This window comes from Streptomyces nigrescens (assembly GCF_027626975.1).
Classification (GTDB): domain Bacteria; phylum Actinomycetota; class Actinomycetes; order Streptomycetales; family Streptomycetaceae; genus Streptomyces; species Streptomyces nigrescens.
The window spans coordinates 5,687,641-5,708,159 of the sequence record NZ_CP114203.1; the positions used below are offsets into that span (position 1 = coordinate 5,687,641).

16 protein-coding genes, 1 tRNA gene and 1 riboswitch are annotated in these 20,519 nt (G+C 71.1%); of the genes, 14 read left to right on the forward strand and 3 right to left on the reverse strand.

The window, feature by feature from the left end; all coding sequences use genetic code 11:
- Positions 1–184 precede the first annotated feature (184 nt).
- From STRNI_RS25465 to STRNI_RS25475, 3 genes are all read left to right on the forward strand, one after another.
- The gene (locus tag STRNI_RS25465) at positions 185–823 is read left to right on the forward strand and encodes a SurA N-terminal domain-containing protein (protein WP_148591136.1); all 639 of its coding nucleotides are present in this window, start codon (positions 185–187) and stop codon (positions 821–823) included.
- 167 nt (positions 824–990) lie between these two features.
- Complete coding sequence (locus STRNI_RS25470) at positions 991–2,028, forward strand: nucleoside triphosphate pyrophosphohydrolase (protein WP_018093104.1); 1,038 nt, start codon at positions 991–993, stop codon at positions 2,026–2,028.
- Positions 2,029–2,292: 264 nt separating this feature from the next.
- Positions 2,293–3,009, forward strand: a complete 717-nt coding sequence (locus STRNI_RS25475) for a hypothetical protein (RefSeq protein ID WP_277412078.1) — start codon at positions 2,293–2,295, stop codon at positions 3,007–3,009.
- Between the two features lie 111 nt (positions 3,010–3,120).
- Here STRNI_RS25475 and STRNI_RS25480 read toward each other — a convergent pair whose 3' ends face one another.
- Complete coding sequence (locus STRNI_RS25480) at positions 3,121–4,419, reverse strand: MFS transporter (RefSeq protein ID WP_277412079.1); 1,299 nt, start codon at positions 4,417–4,419, stop codon at positions 3,121–3,123.
- 140 nt (positions 4,420–4,559) lie between these two features.
- On the opposite strand from STRNI_RS25480, the gene STRNI_RS25485 reads away from it, so the two are divergent.
- The 10 genes from STRNI_RS25485 to STRNI_RS25530 all read left to right on the forward strand — a co-directional run bounded on the left by STRNI_RS25485 (position 4,560) and on the right by STRNI_RS25530 (position 16,488).
- A complete protein-coding gene (locus STRNI_RS25485) occupies positions 4,560–5,453 on the forward strand; it encodes a LysR family transcriptional regulator (RefSeq protein WP_277412080.1) in 894 nt (297 codons plus the stop codon).
- A 98-nt stretch (positions 5,454–5,551) separates the two neighbouring features.
- Entirely contained in the window at positions 5,552–6,859 is a 1,308-nt protein-coding gene (locus STRNI_RS25490) for a cytochrome P450 family protein (protein WP_159488043.1), read from the forward strand.
- 321 nt (positions 6,860–7,180) lie between these two features.
- On the forward strand, positions 7,181–8,197 hold the full coding sequence (locus STRNI_RS25495; RefSeq protein ID WP_277412081.1) for a LysM peptidoglycan-binding domain-containing protein: 1,017 nt from the start codon (positions 7,181–7,183) through the stop codon (positions 8,195–8,197).
- A 251-nt stretch (positions 8,198–8,448) separates the two neighbouring features.
- Positions 8,449–8,619, forward strand: a riboswitch (cyclic di-AMP (ydaO/yuaA leader).
- Positions 8,620–8,626: 7 nt separating this feature from the next.
- Entirely contained in the window at positions 8,627–9,286 is a 660-nt protein-coding gene (locus STRNI_RS25500; protein WP_159488045.1) for a LysM peptidoglycan-binding domain-containing protein, read from the forward strand.
- A 295-nt stretch (positions 9,287–9,581) separates the two neighbouring features.
- The gene (gene eno, locus STRNI_RS25505) at positions 9,582–10,904 is read left to right on the forward strand and encodes a phosphopyruvate hydratase (RefSeq protein ID WP_051104274.1); all 1,323 of its coding nucleotides are present in this window, start codon (positions 9,582–9,584) and stop codon (positions 10,902–10,904) included.
- 157 nt (positions 10,905–11,061) lie between these two features.
- A complete protein-coding gene (locus tag STRNI_RS25510; RefSeq protein WP_018093112.1) occupies positions 11,062–11,514 on the forward strand; it encodes an FtsB family cell division protein in 453 nt (150 codons plus the stop codon).
- Between the two features lie 103 nt (positions 11,515–11,617).
- On the forward strand, positions 11,618–12,196 hold the full coding sequence (locus STRNI_RS25515; protein WP_159488046.1) for a DUF501 domain-containing protein: 579 nt from the start codon (positions 11,618–11,620) through the stop codon (positions 12,194–12,196).
- Positions 12,193–13,137 (forward strand): Ppx/GppA phosphatase family protein, encoded by a 945-nt coding sequence (locus STRNI_RS25520; RefSeq protein WP_159488047.1) that lies wholly within the window; start codon positions 12,193–12,195, stop codon positions 13,135–13,137. The genes STRNI_RS25515 and STRNI_RS25520 overlap by 4 nt, the downstream gene beginning before the upstream one ends.
- Positions 13,138–13,589: 452 nt before the next feature.
- Complete coding sequence (locus STRNI_RS25525) at positions 13,590–14,981, forward strand: NAD(P)/FAD-dependent oxidoreductase (protein WP_018093115.1); 1,392 nt, start codon at positions 13,590–13,592, stop codon at positions 14,979–14,981.
- Positions 14,982–15,180: 199 nt separating this feature from the next.
- Positions 15,181–16,488 (forward strand): SAM-dependent methyltransferase, encoded by a 1,308-nt coding sequence (locus STRNI_RS25530; protein WP_277412082.1) that lies wholly within the window; start codon positions 15,181–15,183, stop codon positions 16,486–16,488.
- Positions 16,489–16,535: 47 nt separating this feature from the next.
- On the opposite strand, the gene STRNI_RS25535 is transcribed toward STRNI_RS25530, so the two are convergent.
- Both STRNI_RS25535 and STRNI_RS25540 read right to left on the reverse strand, forming a co-directional pair.
- Positions 16,536–19,052 carry an ABC transporter permease gene (locus tag STRNI_RS25535; RefSeq protein ID WP_277412083.1) on the reverse strand — a complete coding sequence of 839 codons (2,517 nt, stop codon included), beginning with the start codon at positions 19,050–19,052 and terminating at the stop codon, positions 16,536–16,538.
- Between the two features lie 48 nt (positions 19,053–19,100).
- Positions 19,101–19,883 carry an ABC transporter ATP-binding protein gene (locus STRNI_RS25540; RefSeq protein WP_026170262.1) on the reverse strand — a complete coding sequence of 261 codons (783 nt, stop codon included), beginning with the start codon at positions 19,881–19,883 and terminating at the stop codon, positions 19,101–19,103.
- A 473-nt stretch (positions 19,884–20,356) separates the two neighbouring features.
- Here STRNI_RS25540 and STRNI_RS25545 point away from each other — a divergent pair.
- Positions 20,357–20,438, forward strand: a tRNA-Leu gene (locus STRNI_RS25545).
- Positions 20,439–20,519 lie beyond the last annotated feature (81 nt).

Sequence of the window (20,519 nt, forward strand, 5' to 3'; positions counted from 1 at the left end):
CCGGGCAGGGGCGGGGTGGCCTCCGGGCCGGCGGCATCCAGGCCTCGTGGCGATCAAGCGGCTGTCGCGGCGGAACCGTCCTTACCCGAGATCGTTGGCCGAAGCAGTGGCCTGGGCCACGCCGACTCCATAGCATCGATCAATCAAGGTCGAGACTCCGTCGCACGATCTGCCGGGAGGCCAAGTGTTCCGCCGAAGGACAGCGCTCTCCGTATCCGCCACCGCCGCCCTGCTGGCCGCGACCCCGTTGCTCGCCGCGTGCGGCAGTGACGCCCACCCCGGTGCCGCGGCCATCGTGGACGGGAAGCGGATCACCGTTTCGCAGCTGCAGGCGAAGGTGAAGGACGTACGCGCCGCCCAGGCCAAGTCCCCGCAGGGCGGTCAGCTCATCATGAACACCGGGCGGCTGAGCCTGGCCACCCTCAACGGCATGATCTTCGACGAGGTGCTGGAGCGCGGTGCGCGGGACGCCGGGGTGACGGTCAGCCGCGGCGACATCCAGAAGTGGCGGGCCCGGGCCGAGAAGCAGGCCGGCGGCGGCGAGCGGCTGAAGGCGATGTGGCTCCAGCAGGGCGTCGCCCCCGACGAGATCGACGCCATGGTCCGCAATCAGCTGCTGCTCGACGGTGTCGCCGAGCATCTGCACGCGGACCGCCGGGCGCCGGAGGGCCAGCAGAAGCTCGCCCGTGCGCTGGCCAAGACCTCCCGGTCCATGGGGATCGACGTCAATCCGCGGTTCGGCAAGTGGGACGACCAGCAGGTCATCCTCGGGGAGACCAAGGATCCGTGGATCACGGGGGAGCCCGCGAAGCAGCAGGCCTGACAGTGGCGCACCGGGCCGGGAGCCGGTAAGCGGCGGCCGGCGGCGGTGGCTGTACGGGGCGGTCCGCGCCGCGTCCTCCGCTCGGCGGCGGGCCGCGCCGCCCGTGCGGTCCGGGGGAGCGCCGACCGGCGCCGGGCGGTGTCGGCGCGGTGCGTTACGTTCGAGGCGTGAACGCTGACGCCTCCGCCGCCGAAACCGGCGCCGAAGCCCGCCCCGAGGGCACCGGCACCGGACGCCTGGTCCTGCTCACCACCAGCCACCGGGTCGCCCCCGGGCTCCTCTCCTGGCCCGCATGGCAGATCCTGCGCGCGGCCGACCGCGTGCTGAGCGCCGATCCGGACCACCCGCAGCTGCCCTATCTGCGGGAGGCCGGCATCGAGGTGGAGACGGCCGCCCCCACCGCCCGCGAACTGGTCGACTACTGCGTCCCCCAGGACCGTACGGCCGTCGTGCTGACCTCGGCGGACGGTGAGAGCGCGCTGACCGACGGCCTGGCCCGGCTGGCCGGCTCCGGCCGCGAGACCATGCCGGACCTGGAGCTGCTGCCCGGCTCCTACGACCTCCCCGGTGCCCGGCTGCTCGACCTCGTCCAGGTCATGGACCAGATCCGCGCCGAGTGCCCCTGGAGCAGCATCCGTACGCACCGCGACCTCGCCAAGTACGGCATCGAGGAGGCGTATGAGCTGGTGGAGGCCATTGAGGAGGGGGATCGCGCGGAGCTGAGGGAGGAGCTCGGCGATGTGCTTCTCCAGGTGGTCTTCCACGCCCGGATCGCTCAGGACGATCCGGACGAGCCGTTCTCCATCGACGACGTGGCGGGCACGATCGTGGAGAAGCTGCTCCACCGCCACCCCCATGTCTTCGGGGAGGCGGACGCGGCCACTCCGGAAGAGGTCAGGGCCCAGTGGCTGCGGACGAAGGCGGAGGAGAAGCAGCGGGAGTCGGTGACCGAGGGCGTGCCGCTGGCGCAGCCGGGGCTGGCGCTCGCGGCGAAGCTGGCGTCGCGGGTGCGGTCGGCCGGACTGGACGTGGCCCCGCCCACGGGCGACGGGATCGGCTATGAGCTGCTGGCGATGGCCATACGGGCCGAGGCGGAGGGCGTCGACCCGGAGGCCGCGCTGCGGGCGGCGGCGCGGGCCTACCGGGACGCGGTGCTGGCGGTGGAGGGCGGCGCCGGCCAGGACACGTCCGATGGGTCTGCGTGACGTCTGAGAGTCCTGACCGTTCCGGTCGGCGTGGGGCGGGGCCGCCGGTGGCCATGACCTTGGGCGGGCGGATGCCGCTGGTTCCGGCAAGCAGCTCCGTGATTCCCAACCAGTCGTCCGCGCCCGGTCTTTCGGATTCTCCTTGGCGTCCTTCCGCTGCCCACACCCGTGTTAGCCGGACGTTAGTGCTGCGACAGTGGCTCAGACCAGAGTGGGTGACGTACCGAGGAAAGCACGTCACCGACTGTCCTGGGGGGACCCGAAATGAGCTCCAGCACCACTGTCCGCACCGCTCGCCGCCGCACCCTGCGCATGGCCGCCCTGGCCCTGACCGCAGCCGCCGGCCTGACGCTGACCGCCTGCTCCGGGTCGGACGCCGCCGGCACGAAGCCCGCGGGCCACTCGGACACGGGTGCTGCCGTCGAGGCCAGCGGCGCGGGTTCCTCCGCGGGGGCGCAGGGCTCCGCTGCCCCGGCGAGCCCCGGTGCCAAGGCCGACGCCAAGTCCGGCGCGGCGGGCAAGCAGTCGGGCGGCGCGCACGCCACCAATGGTGGCAAGGCGGCATCCCCGGCCCGCACCCAGCGCCTGGCGGACGGCGTCAGCACGGCCGAGATCTCCAAGGTCGGCGACCAGCACTACCGCGCCAAGATCGTCGCCCGCGGTTCGGTCCTGGCCACGCTGGAGGCGAAGGGGCAGGACGCCGGGCTCGACGCCAATGACATGTTCCTCGTGCTCACGTCGGACGGCCAGGTCCGTTCCTGGACGGGCGGCGGACACCAGGGGCCGGGCACCTTCAAGATCGCGGGCGGCTGGACGGTCAAGGTCTCGAAGGTCGGCGAACTCCACTACCGCGCGGAGTTCCTCAGCCCGAGCGGGGACGCGGATGACACGGTGGAAGCGAACCAGCACGACATCGGGTTCGTCGCCAACGGCGTGAACGTCGTGCTCAGCGCCGGCGGTGTGATCAGCGCCCACAGCTGAACGACCGCCTTACTGTGGCGACAGCTGAACGCCCCGCCTCACCGCGGCGGTGGAGCCCCCAGGCCCGGGGGCTCCACCGCCGCGGCCGGCGTGGGCCGGAGCCACCGCCCGTCAGGACGTGAAAGACGGCGCCGGAGCCTCGGCGGCGGCCGTCTGCCCCGGCCCCGTCCGGCCCCCGCCGGAGGCGCGCCGCCGCATCCGCTCCACCGCCCACAGGGCCACGACCACCGCCGCCAGTCCCGCTCCCAGCACGCACACCCCGCTCCAGCCCGCCGCGCCCCAGACCACCGAGGTCAGCGCCGAGCCCACAGCGCCGCCCACGAAGTAGCTGGTCATGTACGCGGAGTTGAGGCGGTTACGGGCCTCGGGGCGGACCGCGTAGACCAGGTTCTGGTTGCTGACGTGCACCGCCTGCGCGGCCAGGTCCAGGACGATCACTCCGGCGAGCAGCGCGGCCAGGGACCAGCTGCCGCCCGATCCGCCGAGGGCCAGCAGGCCCCAGGAACCCAGGAGCAGGAACGCGGCCGCGCCGGTGACCCGGTGTGCCAGGCCGCGGTCCGCCAGCCGTCCGCCCACCGAGGCGGCCAGTGAACCGGCCGCGCCCACCAGCCCCAGCAGCCCGATGGCCGACTCCTGCCAGCCGTAGGACGGTCCGGACATCAAGAACGCCAGCGCCGTCCACAGCACGCTGAAGCCCGCGAACGTCAGCGCGCCCAGCGCACCCCGCCACCGCAGCACCGGCTCCTGGCCGAACAGCGCCAGCGTGGAGCGCAGCAGCGCCGGATAGCGCAGCCCGGCCGTGGTGCGCAGGGCCGGCAGCCGGAGCCGCAGCAGCACCGCCATCAGCAGCATCAGCGCCGCGTTGACCCAGTACACGGTGCGCCAGCCGCCCAGCTCGGCGAGCAGTCCGGCGGCCGTACGGGCCAGCAGGATGCCGAGCAGCAGCCCGGTCATGACGGTGCCGACGGTCCGGCCGCGCTGGGCGGGTGCCGCGAGGGTCGCCGCGTAGGGCACCACGACCTGGGCGGCGACCGAGGTGAGGCCGGTCAGGGCGGTGCCGGTGAGCAGGAGGGCGGCGTGGGGCGCGCTCGCCGTGACGGTGAGGAAGACCGCGGTCGCCGCGGTCAGGGTGACGGCCAGCCGGCGCCGCTCCAGCAGATCGCCGAGCGGGACGAGCAGCAGCAGGCCGAGTCCGTAGCCGACCTGGGCCACGGTGACGACCAGTGCGGCGGTGGACGCGGAAAGGTGCAGATCGCGGCCGATGAGGTCCAGCAGGGGCTGGGCGAAGTAGTTGCCGGCGACGGAGAGTCCGGCGGCGACCGACATCAGCAGCAGGGTGCCGCGGCCCAGGCCCGGCCGCGTCCCCGGTGCCTCCCCGGCGGGCGGCTCCGGTATGTGCTCGGTCTCCATGACCTGACCTCCCCTGTACGCCCACGGCCACCGTGGCGGCGGGCACGTCCCAGCCTGGGGTCCGCAGATCAATGAGTCCAACACATCGTTTTCATCGCATCCATCGTGAATCGTGATCAATGCTGGCTAGGGTGCGGGATATGGAGCTTCAGCAGATGCGGTATGTGGTCGCGGTGGCCGAGACCGGCGGGTTCACCCGGGCCGCCGAGCGCTGCCATGTGGTGCAGTCCGCGCTCAGCCATCAGATCGCCCGGCTGGAGAAGGAGCTCGGTGCCCGGCTCTTCGACCGGACCAGCCGCAGTGTCCGGCTGACCGCCGCCGGGGAGGCCTTCGTCCCGGTCGCCCGGCAGGCGCTGGAGGCTGCCGAGCGGGCCCGCGCCGAGGTGGCGGCGGCGACCGGGGAGGTACGCGGCCGGCTCGCGGTCGGCGCGATCTCCACCGTCGCGGCCGTGGATCTCGCCCGGGAGCTGGGGGCCTTCCGTACGCGGTGCCCGCAGGTGCGGATCAGTCTGCAGACCGCGATGAGCGACCAGCTGCTCGAACAGGTGCGGCAGGGCGTGCTGGACGTGGCGTTCGTCGGGCTGGTGCCCGCTGCGCGCACCGTCGGCGTACGGGAGAAGGAGCTGTCGCGCGGTGAGCTGGTCGCCGTCGTGCCGCCGGGGCATCCGCTGGCGGGGCGGGAGTGGACCACGCTGTCGCGGATGGCGCGGGAGACCTTTGTCGACTTCACGGCGGGGTCCGCGGCCCGCCGGCAGCGCGAGGACGCGTTCCGTGCGGCGGGGCTGACCTCGGAGGTGGCGTACGAGGTGACCACGGTCGAGTTCCTGGCGAAGCTGGTCCGGGCGGGACTGGGCGTCGGCATGGTGCCGGAGGCCATCGCCTCCGAGCTGGCCGGGCTGGACATCGTGCGGGTGCGGCCGGCGCCCGAGCGGACCGAGCGGGTGGTGTGGAGCGGTCTCGGCCCGTCGCCGGCGGCCGTGGCGTTCCTGACCGGCCTGGGGGTGGATCCGGCACAGAGGGGGGATCCGGCGTAGGGCGGCGTGGGCCCGCCCCGTGCGTTGGGCCCGCCCCGTGCGTTGGGCCCGGCGGTGCGCGGGCGCGCCGTTGTGCGCCCAGCGGTTACGGTCGGAAGGTGCACGACAAGCCCCACACCACCGCCGCCGACGCCCCCGCGGGCTGCCCCGCCGCCGGGCCCGCCCCCGCGCTGTTCACCTGGGAGTTCGCCTCCGACCCGTACCCCGCGTACGCCTGGCTGCGCGAGCATGCGCCGGTGCACCGGACCGAGTTGCCCAGCGGTGTCGAGGCCTGGCTGGTGACGCGGTACACGGAGGCGCGGCAGGCGCTGGCCGACGCCCGGCTGTCCAAGAACCCGGTCCACCACAGCGAGGCCGCGCACGGCAAGGGCAAGGTCGGCATCCCGGGCGAGCGCAGCGCCAACCTCATGACGCATCTGCTCAACATCGACCCCCCGGACCACACCCGGCTGCGCCGCCTGGTCTCGAAGGCGTTCACCCCGCGCCGGGTCGCCGCCTTCGCCCCGCGGGTCCAGGAGCTGACCGACCACCTCATCGACCAGTTCGCGGCGAAGGGCGAGGCCGACCTCATCCATGAGTTCGCCTTTCCGCTCCCGATCTACGCGATCTGCGATCTGCTGGGCGTACCGCGCGAGGACCAGGACGACTTCCGGGACTGGGCGGGCATGATGATCCGGCACGGCGGAGGGCCGCGCGGCGGCGTCGCCCGCTCCGTGAAGAAGATGCGCGGCTATCTCGCCGAGCTGATCCACCGCAAGCGCGAGTCCCTGGGCGAGACCGCCGAGGCGGACGAGGATCTGATCTCCGCCCTGATCAGGGCCTCCGATCACGGTGAGCACCTGACCGAGAACGAGGCCGCCGCGATGGCCTTCATCCTGCTCTTCGCGGGCTTCGAGACCACCGTCAACCTCATCGGCAACGGCACCTATGCGCTGCTGCGCCACCCCGCCCAGCGTGAGCTGCTGCAGAAGTCGATCGCGGCGGGCGACACCGACCTGCTCACCACCGGCATCGAGGAACTGCTCCGTTACGACGGACCCGTGGAGCTGGCGACCTGGCGGTTCGCGACCCAGGAGCTGACGCTCGGCGGGCAGCGGATCGCCGAGGGGGACCCGGTCCTGGTGGTGCTGGCCGCCGCCGACCGCGACCCGGCGCGCTTCGAGGAGCCGGATGTGCTCGATCTGACCCGGCGTGACAATCAGCATCTGGGATACGGGCACGGCATCCACTACTGTCTGGGTGCGCCGCTCGCCCGCCTCGAAGGGCAGAGCGCGCTGGCGACCCTGCTGACCCGGCTCCCCGACATCCGTCTTGCCGCGGAACCTGACGATTTGCGCTGGCGTGGCGGGCTCATCATGCGCGGACTGCGTTCACTTCCGGTGGAGTTCACTCCGGAGCGGCCCTGACCAGCGGTAAAGCGTAATGTGACGCAGAGTCAACTGCGTGACCTTTACGTGATCCGCACTACACCGACTTGTGACTACTCCTGACCCCGGCTACCTTTCGACCCGACGATCGACAGGCTTCACTCGATCGGTCGAAGCGGTGATGTGGGGGACCGGTGTAACGGTGCCGCTCGCGTGCGTCGGCCGGCCGGAAGCCCCGTCGAGCAGCTCGAAGAGCTCGTCGAAAAACTCAACCGCCGCGCGAAAGGCATCCGCATGCGTTCCGGGAACGGCCGACATCGTCGACCCCGTCAGGCACCGGCCATCTTTGTCACGGCGGGAGTGACCGGCGCAGGCCTCGCCCTGCCGCTGTTCGCCGCGAGCGGTGCACAGGCCGCCGACACCTCGACCTGGGACAAGGTCGCCCAGTGCGAGAGCGGCGGCGTGTGGAGCGCGGCGTCGGGCAACGGCTACTACGGCGGCCTGCAGCTCACCCAGGAGATGTGGGACAACTACGGCGGCTCGTCCTATGCGTCGCGCCCCGACCTCGCCAGCCGCTCCCAGCAGATCGCGGTCGCCGAGTCGATCCTCGACGACCGCGGGCCGGACGCCTGGCCGAGCTGTGCGGTGAACGCCGGGCTGACCGACGACGGCCGGGCACCGGAGGTCGACCCGGGCAGCACCAGCACCCCGGCGCCCGACCCCTCGGACTCCGAGGGCTCCCTCGACCCCTGGGACACCCCCGGTTCGTCCGACTCCCACGACCGTGCGGACTCCGACGGCAGGAACGACGGGCCGAGCGACGAGCCCAGCGACGAGTCGAGCGGTCTGCCGTCCGACGTGACGCCCTCGCCCGACGCCTCGAAGTCCGACGGGCCCGGCGACTCGTCCGCGAGCCCGGAGCCGTCCGACCCGGCGACGCCCGGCGACAGGGGCGACGACCGGGGCGGCGACCGGGACGAGGGCCCGTCGCAGTCCGCCGAGCCGTCCGACGAGCCCTCCACGGACCCGTCCGACGGCGGCAGCCGTACGGACAGCAGCGGCACTCCGCGCGAGGTGCCCGGCAAGGGCAAGCACCGCGGTGAGGCGGGCGACGGGGACGCCGGTGACGGTGACGACGACGGCCGGTCCGCCGGCGGACGGCACGCCTCGCGCGGCGATGACGCGCACCGCACGGGCCCGGCGGCCGACGGCGACTACACGGTGCGCCCGGGTGACAGCCTGTCAGCCATCGCCACGGCCCACCGGCTGCCCGGCGGATGGGCCGAGCTCTACGACCGCAACGAGGGCGTCATCGGCTCCGACGCGGACCTGATCCAGCCCGGTCAGCAGCTCGATCTCGGGCGGAACGCAGGGTAGTTCGGCACCCTTCGCCCTCTTTTGGGAAAGTGAGACAAGGGTCTCGTTGACTGTGGTGGGGTCCGGGCTGCTCAACCCCGGCATACCGGGCCTCACCTGCGAATATGTAACCAACCCGTGATCAAAAACGGTCAACTTGGTTCAGATGGTGGGGTTTGAACCCCAAGGGGATTACTGCTTAACGTCAGGACCGCTCGCCAAAGCGGGCCCTTCGATCACACGCCGAATCCTGCCGGTGGTCGAAGGCACTTGACGCGCAAGCGCCGAAGGCAGGAGCGGGGGACCCAGGATTTGTGCCGGCCCCGCCCGTGAAAACGGGTCAACCGGCTTGGGGTGAAGCCACGTGCGTCCTGCGCACACGGCCGGGCGACTCATCAGTCCGAACCCGACAGCTCACCTCGTAGGCGTCGGTGAGGAAACGAACGAACCATGCTGATCTTCAAGGGCAAGCACCGTCGTCCCTCCAAGGCCGTCCGCGTCGCCACCCTCGCCGGTGTCGCCGGTGCCGCCGTGGCCGTGCCGCTGATGGGCGCCACCTCCGCCTCCGCCGCCTCCGTCGCCACCTGGGACAAGGTCGCCCAGTGCGAGTCCGGCGGCAACTGGTCGATCAACACCGGTAACGGCTACTACGGTGGCCTGCAGTTCTCCAACTCCAGCTGGGCCGCCGCCGGTGGCACCCAGTACGCGCCGCGCGCCGACCTGGCCACCAAGTCCCAGCAGATCGCCGCCGCCGAGAAGCTCCTCGCCATCCAGGGCCCGGGTGCCTGGTCCTGCGCCGGTGCGGGCAACCTGACCTCCGGTGGCCCGGCCGCCGACGTCGACACCTCCGCGCAGACCAAGTCCGCGCCGAAGCAGGAGTCCGCCAAGCCCGAGGCCAAGAAGGCCCCGTCCGCCTCCGAGGACCGTGCCTCGCGGTCCGCCGAGCGCAAGTCCACGGGCGACGGCAACTACACCGTCAAGGCGGGCGACACCCTCGCCAAGATCGCCAAGGCCCACGGCACCGACTGGAAGTCCGTCTACAAGGCGAACAAGTCGGTCATCGGCGGCAACCCGAACCTGATCATCCCCGGTCAGCAGCTCACCGTCTGAGCCGCTTTCTCACCGGGGCACCGGCGGGCTCGAGCGGCGGGCCCCCTTCCTCCGTGAGACCGCCCCGCCACGGCGCGCCCTTCCCCCCCGGCGCGTCGTGGCGGGGCTTCTCGCATCCCGGGCCACGGGCCCGAGGCGCCCCGGCCGGCGGCAGGCCGCTGACCGGCGCTGTTCAGCAACTTTTCCCGTTCAGTGAACAATGTGCCCAAACGTCCCGTGAACTGGGCCTTTGGGCCTGTTTTCGTCCCACGGAGCGGGCCAAGGGCAGGCGGACGCGCCCGGGGCCGTTAGGCTCATGCGCAGAACGCCAGACACCCACGAAGGAGACAACGTGCCGTCGATCGACGTCGTCGTAGCCCGCGAAATTCTCGACTCGCGAGGTAATCCCACGGTCGAGGTCGAGGTCGGCCTCGACGACGGCAGCACCGGCCGTGCCGCCGTCCCGTCCGGCGCCTCCACCGGCGCCTTCGAGGCCATCGAGCTCCGCGACGGCGACCCGAACCGCTACCTGGGCAAGGGTGTGGAGAAGGCCGTCCTGGCCGTCATCGAGCAGATCGGCCCGGAGCTCGTCGGCTACGACGCGACCGAGCAGCGGCTGATCGACCAGGCCATGTTCGACCTGGACGCCACCGACAACAAGGGCTCGCTCGGCGCCAACGCCATCCTCGGCGTCTCCCTCGCCGTGGCGCACGCCGCCTCCGAGGCCAGCGACCTCCCGCTGTTCCGCTACCTCGGCGGCCCGAACGCGCACGTGCTGCCCGTCCCGATGATGAACATCCTGAACGGCGGCTCGCACGCCGACTCCAACGTGGACATCCAGGAGTTCATGATCGCCCCGATCGGCGCGGAGTCCTTCTCCGAGGCGCTGCGCTGGGGCGCCGAGGTCTACCACACCCTCAAGAAGGTCCTGAAGGAGCGCGGCCTGTCCACCGGTCTCGGTGACGAGGGTGGCTTCGCCCCGAACCTGGGTTCCAACCGTGAGGCCCTCGACCTCATCCTGGAGGCCATCAAGCAGGCCGGTTACGCCCCCGGCCAGGACATCGCGCTCGCGCTGGACGTCGCCGCCTCCGAGTTCTACAAGGACGGCAAGTACCAGTTCGAGGGCAAGGACCGCTCGGCCGCCGAGATGACCGAGTACTACGAGGAGCTCGTGGCGGCCTACCCGCTCGTCTCCATCGAGGACCCGCTGTTCGAGGACGACTGGGCCGGCTGGAAGGTCATCACCGACAAGCTCGGCGCCAAGGTCCAGCTCGTCGGCGACGACCTGTTCGTCACCAACCCCGAGCGCCTCGCCCGCGGCATCGAGGAGGGCTCCGCCAACGCGCTGCTGGTGAAGGTCAACCAGATCGGCTCGCTGACCGAGACCCTGGACGCCGTCGAGCTGGCCCAGCGCAACGGCTTCAAGTGCATGATGTCGCACCGCTCCGGTGAGACCGAGGACGTCACCATCGCCGACCTCGCCGTCGCCACCAACTGCGGCCAGATCAAGACCGGCGCCCCGGCCCGCTCCGAGCGCGTCGCCAAGTACAACCAGCTGCTGCGCATCGAGGAGATCCTCGACGACGCCGCGGTCTACGCCGGCCGCTCCGCCTTCCCGCGCTTCCGCCACAGCAGCTGACGAAGGCGGCCCGCTGCCGGGCCGGACAAGGCAGCAGGGGCTGAACGGGCGAGGCAATCGCCCGGCACCCCGTACGTCCCCGGCGACGGTCCCGTACCGTTGCCGGGGACGTACCTGCTTGAAGCAGTCAGGCGTCCGTCAGTGAAGGGGAGACGACGTGCCCGCGGACCGGTTCTCGACCGCGACCCGACTCAAGGCGCTCGGCGAGCAGGCCGCCGCCCGCGTCTACCGCGCCCGCCCGCCCCGCCGCAACCGCCTCACCGGCCGTGCCGCACTGCTGGCCCTGGTGATGTGCTCCCTGGTCGTCGCCCTCGCGTATCCCATAAGGCAGTACGTCTCCCAGCGCTCGGACATCGCCGACCAGCGCCGCAAGGCCCAGGAGGCCGGTGCCGCCCTGGACCGGCTGCGCGAGCAGAAGGCCCGCTGGCAGGACCCGGCGTTCGTACGCCAGCAGGCCCGCCGGCATCTGCACTACGTGATGCCGGGCGAGGCCGGATACATCGTCCCGGACGGCTCCGGCACCGGCTCCGCGCCCAAGGGGGCGCAAGCGGCGCAGCGTCCCTGGTACGAGAATCTGTGGGACGCCGTCGACGCGGCCGACAAGCGGTAGCGCCGGCCCGTACCGCCGGCGGACGCCGACCCGTACTGTCGACAGCGTGCGGCCCGCCGCGCCGCACCGCCCCTCCACACCACTCACCTCACCGAAAGCGCACATGGACACCCCCCCGCCCCAGACCGAGCCCACCGAGCCCACCGCCGCGGACATCGCCGCCTTCAAGGAGCAGCTCGGCCGCCCGCCCCGCGGGCTGCGCGCCATCGCGCACCGCTGCCCCTGCGGGCAGCCGGACGTCGTCGAGACGGCGCCGCGCCTGGAGGACGGCACGCCCTTCCCCACGCTCTACTACCTCACCTGCCCGCGCGCGGCCTCCGCGATCGGCACGCTGGAGGCCAACGGCGTGATGAAGGAGATGAGCGAACGGCTCGCGGCCGACCCCGAGCTGGCCGCCGCCTACCGGGCGGCCCACGAGGACTACATCCGGCGGCGGGACGCCATCGAGGTGCTGCAGGGCTTCCCGAGCGCGGGCGGTATGCCCGACCGGGTCAAGTGCCTGCATGTCCTCGTCGGCCATTCGCTGGCGGCCGGGCCGGGCGTCAACCCGCTCGGTGACGAGGCCCTCGCGATGCTGCCGGAGTGGTGGAAGAAGGGGCCCTGCGTGACCCCGTGCCAGGACGCCGCCCAGGGCCCGGACGCTCCCGGGACCCAGGACGCTCCCGAAGGAGACGCCAAGTGAAGCGGGTCGCCGCCATCGACTGCGGTACGAACTCCATCCGGCTGCTGGTCGCGGACGCCGACCCGGCGACGGGTGAGCTGAAGGACCTCGACCGCCGGATGCAGATCGTCCGGCTGGGCCAGGGCGTGGACCGCACCGGGCGGCTGGCGCCCGAGGCGCTGGAGCGCACCTTCGCGGCCTGCCGGGAGTACGCCGCGGTGATCAAGGGCCTGGGCGCCGAGCAGGTCCGTTTCGTCGCCACCTCCGCCTCCCGGGACGCGGAGAACCGCGATGACTTCGTCCGCGGCGTGGTGGACATCCTCGGGGTGGAGCCCGAGGTGATCACCGGCGACCAGGAGGCCGAGTTCTCCTTCAACGGCGCCACCAAGGAGCTCACCGGCCGCGCCGATCTGGAGCGGCCGTTCCTGGTGGTGGACATCGGCGGTGGCTCGACCGAATTCGTCCTCGGTGACGCGTCCGTCCGCGCCGCCCGCTCGGTCGATGTCGGCTGCGTACGGATGACCGAGCGGCATCTGGTGCACGAGGGCGAGATCAGCGACCCGCCGTCCCCGGGCCAGATCGCCGCCATAAAGGCCGATGTGGCCGCGGCGCTGGACCGGGCCGAGGAGACCGTCCCGCTGCGCGAGGCGGCCACCCTCGTGGGCCTGGCCGGCTCGGTGACCACGGTCGCCGCGATCGCGCTGGACCTGAACCAGTACGACTCCGAGGCCATTCACCACTCCCGGATCCCCCTGGCGAAGGTCCGCGAGATCACCGACCGTCTGGTGTCCTCCACGCACGCCGAGCGCGCGGCCATCCCCGTCATGCACCCGGGCCGGGTCGATGTGATCGCCGCGGGCGCGCTCGTGCTGCTGTCGATCATGGAGCGGGTGGGCGCCGGGGAGGTCGTCGTCAGCGAGCACGACATCCTCGACGGCATCGCCTGGAGCCTCGCGGGCTGAGCTGGCAAGCGGTGCGGCAGGGGCCGGCAACGGCCTCTGCCGACCGGCTTTTTGAGCGGGCGGGATGCCCGTCTGAGCGGCTTTCAGGGGGCTTCGGCAGGCCTCGGGGACGGGTCCGCGAAGAAAGTTCGTGAAATCCTTCACATGAAAAAGCCTCGCGTTGGACGAACAATCTGATCGTCCGACCCTCATTCGAAGGTCCTAGGACCTCTCCACCCGGAGAATGCGCGGTTGCCGACGCGGCGGTGGTGCGCTCACGGAAGCGGTGGTTCAGCCGCTCGAAGGGCGACAATCCCTGATCAACGGGGGTCTCCAACGCCTTGCGCCACACGGTGGTTCCGGATTGGACTATGGCGTCGGTCACGAAGCCGGCGGAGTGTAGCAGATGCCCCCCGAGTGCTTGTGAAGGGGCTCACGAGCGACCCCCCATGTGGGGGTGGATACTCGATTGCATGAGCACCACGGAGCGTCCCAGGATCCTCGTTGTAGGCGGTGGGTACGTAGGCCTGTACGCGGCACGCCGCATCCTCAAGCAGATGCGGTACGGCGAGGCGACCGTCACGGTCGTCGACCCGCGCTCGTACATGACGTACCAGCCCTTCCTCCCCGAAGCTGCAGCCGGCAGCATCTCCCCCCGCCACGTCGTGGTTCCGCTACGACGCGTGCTCCCCAAGGCGGAGGTTCTCACCGGCCGGGTCACCACCATCGATCAGGACCGCAAGGTCGCCACGATCGCCCCGCTGGTCGGCGAGGCGTACGAGCTGCCCTTCGACTACCTGGTCATCGCGATGGGCGCGGTCTCCCGTACCTTCCCGATTCCCGGCCTGGCCGAGAACGGCATCGGCATGAAGGGCGTGGAAGAGGCCATCGGCCTGCGCAACCACGTGCTGGAGCAGCTGGACAAGGCCGACTCCACGACCGACGAGGACGTCCGCCGCAAGGCGCTCACCTTCGTCTTCGTCGGCGGTGGCTTCGCGGGTGCGGAGACCATCGGTGAGGTCGAGGACATGGCCCGCGACGCCGCGAAGTACTACAACAACGTGAAGCGCGAGGACATGCGCTTCCTGCTGGTCGACGTCGCCGACAAGATCCTCCCCGAGGTCGGCCCGAAGCTCGGTGCCTACGGCAAGGAGCACCTCGAGGGCCGCGGTGTCGAGGTCTACCTCAAGACCGGCATGGACTCCTGCGTCGACGGCCACGTGAAGCTCAACAACGGCCTCGAGGTCGACTCCAACACCATCGTGTGGACCGCGGGCGTCAAGCCGAACCCGGCGCTGGCCCGCTTCGGTCTGCCGCTCGGCCCGCGCGGCCATGTCGACACCGGCGCCACCCTGCAGGTGCAGGGCACCGACTACATCTGGGCCGCCGGCGACAACGCCCAGGTCCCGGACATGGTCGGCCGCAAGAACGGCAACGAGAACGCCTGGTGCCCGCCGAACGCGCAGCACGCGCTGCGGCAGGCCAAGGTCCTCGGCGACAACGTGCTCTCCGGTATGCGGGGCTTCCCGCAGAAGGAGTACAGCCACGCCAACAAGGGTGCGGTCGCCGGTCTGGGCCTGCACAAGGGCGTCGCGATGATCGTCATGGGCAAGATGAAGATCAAGCTCAAGGGCCGTCTCGCCTGGTACATGCACCGCGCGTACCACGGCATGGCGATGCCGACGTTCAACCGCAAGATCCGGGTCTTCGCCGACTGGACGCTGGCGATGTTCCTCAAGCGCGAGGTCGTCTCGCTCGGCGCCATGGAGAACCCCCGCGAGGAGTTCTACGAGGCCGCCAAGCCGGCGCCGGCCCCGCCGACCGCCGCCGAGGCCGGGGACAAGACCAAGGCCAAGGCTTCCTGAATTCCCGGTCGGCTACTCCGACCAGCCCGAAGGGCGTCCGCCATCCGTGGGGCGGGCGCCCTTTGGCGTGTCCGCTCTGGCGAAAACCGGGCGGTGTGCGGTTCTCTTACGTGTGAACGGGACTAACTGGGCGCCCCATTGGCGTTTACGTGGTGGGTGAAGCTTCTTTGCCCGACTCGTCAACACGGAGGTGTGCGACATGGCCGACGCCGCTGGACGGCTCACCAAGCTCGCCGAGGAGGTGCTGGGAGCACCGCTTCCGGTGCGCATCCGCGCCTGGGACCGCAGCGAGTCCGGCCCGCCGGGGGCACCCACACTCGTCATCCGCCATCGCCGGGCGCTGCGCCGGCTGCTGTTCAAGCCGGGCGAACTCGGCCTGGCCCGCGCCTGGGTCGCCGGCGACCTCGACATCGAGGGCGATCTCTACGAAGCGCTCGACCAGCTCGCGGGGCTGATCTGGGAGCGCGACGACGCCCCCAAGCCGCAGCGCGCCGCCGTGCTCCGCGCCCTGGCCCGCCCGGAGATCCGCGCCGCCGCCCGGGAACTGCTGAGTCTGGCCGGCGCCCCGGTCCCGCCGACCCCGCCCGCGGAAGAGGTCAGACGCCGCCGCGGTCCGCTGCACACCCTGCGCCGCGACAAGGAAGCCATCAGCCACCACTACGACGTCGGCAACGACTTCTACGCCCTGGTGCTCGGCCCGTCCATGGTCTACTCCTGCGCCTACTGGGAGAGCCCCGAGGCCACCCTGGAGGACGCCCAGCGCGACAAGCTCGACCTGATCTGCCGCAAGCTCGGCCTCCGGGAGGGCCGGCGGCTGCTCGACGTGGGCTGCGGCTGGGGCTCGATGGTGCTGCACGCCGCCCGCGAGTACGGCGTACGGGCGGTCGGCATCACCCTCTCCGAGGAGCAGGCCACCTTCGCCCGCAAGCGCATCGCCGAGGCCGGGCTCGCCGACCGGATCGAGATCCGGGTGCAGGACTACCGCGAGATCAAGGACGAGCCGTTCGACGCGATCTCCTCGATCGGGATGGCCGAGCATGTCGGCCGGACGCAGTACGCGGAGTACGCCGGCGCCCTCTACTCCCTCCTGAAGCCCGGCGGGCGGCTGCTCAACCACCAGATCGCCCGGCGGCCGCTCGCGGACGAGGAGGCGTACCACGTCGATGAGTTCATCGACCGGTATGTCTTCCCGGACGGTGAGCTGGCGCCGATCGGCCGGACCGTCGGCCAGCTGGAGGACGCCGGGTTCGAGGTGCGGGACGTGGAGGCGATCCGGGAGCACTACGCGCTGACGCTGCGGAGCTGGGTCACCAATCTGGAGCGCCACTGGGACGAGGCGGCGCGCCTGACCTCCGCGGGCCGGGCCCGGGTGTGGCGGCTCTACATGGCCGCGTCGGCGCTGTCCTTCGAGCGCAACCGGATAGGAGTCAACCAGGTGCTGGCGGTCCGGACACCGGAGGGCGGGGCATCCGGGGTGTCGCTGCGGGAGCGGACCTGGACCGGTTGACACGGCGGTGCGCCGGACCCGTCCGGGCCCGGCGCACCCACCGCGTGCTACTCCGCCTTGATGGCGGTCAGCATGTTCAGCCGCGCCGCCCGGCGGGCCGGCCACAGGGCCGCCAGTACGCCGATCAGCGCCGCCGCCGCGAAGAAGAGGCCGAGCCGTCCCCAGGGCAGCACCAGCGCATACGTCGGCATGTCGCTGCTGATCAACGGACCGGCCGCCCAGCCGAAGAAGACGCCCAGGCCGATGCCGAGCACCCCGCCGAAGAGCGAGATCACCAGGGACTCCAGCCGCACCATCCGCTTGATACCGGGGCGGTCCAGTCCGATGGCGCGCAGCATGCCGATCTCCTGCGAGCGTTCGAAGACCGACATCGCCAGGGTGTTGATGACGCCGAGCACCGCGACGATCACGGCCATGGCGAGCAGTGCGTACAGCATGTTCAGCATCAGGGAGACCATGCCGGCGATCGCTTCGGTGACCTCCTGCTTGTCGGCGACGGAGAGCGCCGGGTTCTTGCCGAGCGCCGTGATCAGCGCGTCCTTGGTGGCATCGGTGGCGCCGTCCTTGGTCTTCACCAGCACCCGTGAATCGTCGGCCGTCTTCTCATGCGGGGCCAGTGTGGCGTTGTCCAGGATGACGCCGTTGATGAGGTCGTTGCCCTCGTAGACACCCGAGACGGTGAGCGTGCTCTTCTTGCCGTCCGCGAAGGTCACCGGGAAGCGGGAGCCGGGGTGCAGCCCCTTCTCCTCGGCGGTTTTGCTGTCCACGACCACCTGGTTTCCCTGGATCGTGCCCAGTGAGCCCTGGGTGAAGTCGAGCCGGGCGACCTTGTCGAAGTCCTTGCCGGTGACGCCGGTCAGCATCGTGTGGTCCGCGAAGGACTGGCGCAGCGGGCTGACGGCGGTGACCTCGTCCAGGGTGCGGAGCTTCTTCGCCACGTCGGGGGAGAGCGGCACGGGGCCGGCCATGGAGACCACGTAGTCGGACTTGAGCGAGGCGACGGCCTGCTTCTCGATGGCGGTCTGCACACTGGTCGCGACCACCGTCAGGCCGGTGATCAGGGTCAGTCCGACCATCAGCGCGGAGGCGGTGGCCGCCGTACGGCGCGGATTGCGGACCGAGTTCTGCCGGGCGAGGGTGCCGGCGACCCCGAAGACCCGCAGGACGGGCGCTGCCAGTGCGATCAGCGGGCGGGACAGCAGCGGCGTCAGGACGAACACGCCGATCATCAGCAGCGTCGCACCGCCTGCCAGTACCAGGTTGACGTTCTTGCCGGCGGATCCGCCGGTGCCGTAGAGGACCACGGCGACACCGGCGCCGGCGAAGAGCGCACCGATGGTGTTGCGCAGCACCAGCGATTTGGTGGTGGCGGTGGCATGCACGCTGTTCATCGCGGCGATCGGCGGGATCTTCGAGGCGCGCCGGCCCGGCAGCCAGGCGGCCAGGACGGTGACGAGGGTGCCGACAAGCAGCGAGGTCAGCACGGCCGACATGGGCACCACCAGGGGGCCTTCGGGAACGTTGCCGCTCATGCTGCCCATCAGGGCGCGCAGCCCGGCGCCGACGCCGATGCCGGCGGCAAAGCCGACGACGGAGGCGATCGCGCCGACGACGAATGCCTCGGTCAGCACCGAGCGGGTGACCTGGCGGCGGCTGGCGCCGACCGCGCGCAGCAGCGCCAGTTCCCTGGTGCGCTGGGCGACCAGCATGGTGAAGGTGTTGGCGATCAGGAAGATGCCGACGAAGAGCGCGATACCGGCGAAGACCAGCAGGTAGGTCTGCATGTCGCTGGCCCGCTTGGCGTTCATCTTGCCGAGGTCGTCGGCGAGTTGCTTGCCGGTGGTGGCCTCGACGCTGCCCTTGGGCAGCGCGGACTCGACCGCGGACTTCAGGGCGGTCTGGGAGGTGCCCGGGTCGGCCTTGATCCGGATCTGCTGGAACCCGCCGGGGGCACCCAGCAGCTTCTGGGCGGTCGGGGTGTCGAACAGGGCGATGCTGCCGCCGGCCGCGACCCCACCGTCGTCGGTGGTGAAGATGCCGGTCAGCTTCTGCTCGTGGACCGGTCCGTTGGCGGACAGCCGTACGGTGTCGCCGACTTTGTAGCCGGCCTTGTCCGCTGTGCCGGCGTCCAGTGCGAACTCGTGCGGGCCGTGCGGGGCCGCGCCGTCGCGCATCGGGTAGCGGGCGTCCTTGCCGTCGGCGCCGGGGAAGTAGTTGCCGCCGTTGCTGGAGTTGGGGTTGCCGATCAGCGCGCCGTTCTTGTCGGCGATGCCGGTGAAGCCGGAGATGAGGCCGGTGGCGGAGGCCGCGCCGGGTACCCGGGCGGACTTGTCGAGCAGCTTCTGGTCGATGACGGGCGCCCCGGAGCCGTTGCCGGACGGCGCGTGGAGCGCCACGTCGACGTCACGGAGGTCCTGGCGGGACTGGGCCTGGGATGCCTGGGAGACGGTCTCGGTGAAGACCAGGGTGCCGGAGACGAAGGCCACGCCGAGCATCACGGCGAGGACGGTCATCAGCAGCCGGGCCTTGTGCGCAAGCACATTGCGCAAGGCGGTTTTGAACATGAGGGGTCCTGGGGGAGAGGTCAGGTCGTACGGGGCGGCTGCTGTTGATCAGCTCGTGCGGGCCTTGGCGTCGAAGCCCTTCATGCGCTCCAGCACCGTGTCGGCGGTCGGTCCGGCCATGTCGTCGACGATCCGGCCGTCGGCGAGGAAGACCACGCGGTCCGCGTAGGAGGCGGCGACCGGGTCGTGGGTCACCATCACCACGGTCTGGCCCAGTTCGCGCACGGAGTTGCGCAGAAAGCCGAGGACCTCGGCGCCGGAGCGCGAGTCCAGGTTGCCGGTGGGCTCGTCGGCGAAGATGATCTCGGGTCGGGAGGCGAGCGCGCGGGCGACCGCGACCCGCTGCTGCTGGCCGCCGGAGAGCTGGCTGGGGCGGTGCTTGAGGCGGTCGGCCAGGCCCACGGTCTTCACCACGCGGTCCAGCCAGGCGCGGTCGGGCTTACGGCCCGCGATGTCCATGGGCAGGGTGATGTTCTCCAGGGCGGTCAGGGTCGGCAGCAGGTTGAACGCCTGGAAGATGAAACCGATCTTGTCGCGCCGGAGTTGGGTGAGCTTCTTGTCCTTCAGCCCGGTCAGCTCGATGTCGCCGATCCGGGCGGAGCCGCCGGAGATCGAGTCCAGCCCGGCCATGCAGTGCATCAGCGTCGACTTGCCGGATCCCGAGGGGCCCATGATCGCGGTGAACTGGGCCTGCCGGAACTCGACGGAGACCGCGTCCAGGGCGACCACCTGGGTCTCGCCCTGTCCGTAGACCTTGGTGAGGTCCGTGGCGCGGGCGGCCGCCGCGGTGGTGCGGGTGGCGGTGGCGACGCCGGAGTGGTTGGTGGTCACGGGAGGGTGCTCCTGTCGTACGAGGGCCATCAGTTCCGCCGCGACCCCGGGGATGCGGGCGGCGAACGGAAGGCGGACCTCTCCATCGTGGGTCAGGGCACGGGGCGAGGACGTCAACCCCTGTGACCGTCCTGGACCACCCCTGGGGCGTAGCGGGGGCGTGTGTGTCATCCCTGCGGAGGAGACGGCTCCAGATCCTGTTGCCGCGTCGGCGGCGGCCGGAAGGGCGGCCCGGCGGGGGTGAGGGTCACGCTGACGAGGCGTCGAGTTTCCGTCAATTCGGGCATGAAAATGCGCCGGGGGGCTTCCCGGCGAAGGAGGGCTTCAGGCATGTGCCGAAGGCCTGTACCGGGCGCTGATGCTCACTCAGTTGCCAATAAAATAAGACAACCTCGGGAAGAGCGGCCGATCTGCGTCGTGCGCTGCGGGCTACGCTCGTGCTGCCCTCTTTGAGGTGGCATGGGGGATCCCAGGCCCGGATGGTGGAATGCAGACACGGCGAGCTTAAACCTCGCTGGCCTACGGGCCGTGCCGGTTCAAGTCCGGCTCCGGGCACTCCGCACCCAGCGGAGCTTAACTGAATTTTCAACGAGAAGGGCCACCGGGAAAGCCGGCGGCCCTTCTCGCATTGTGAGT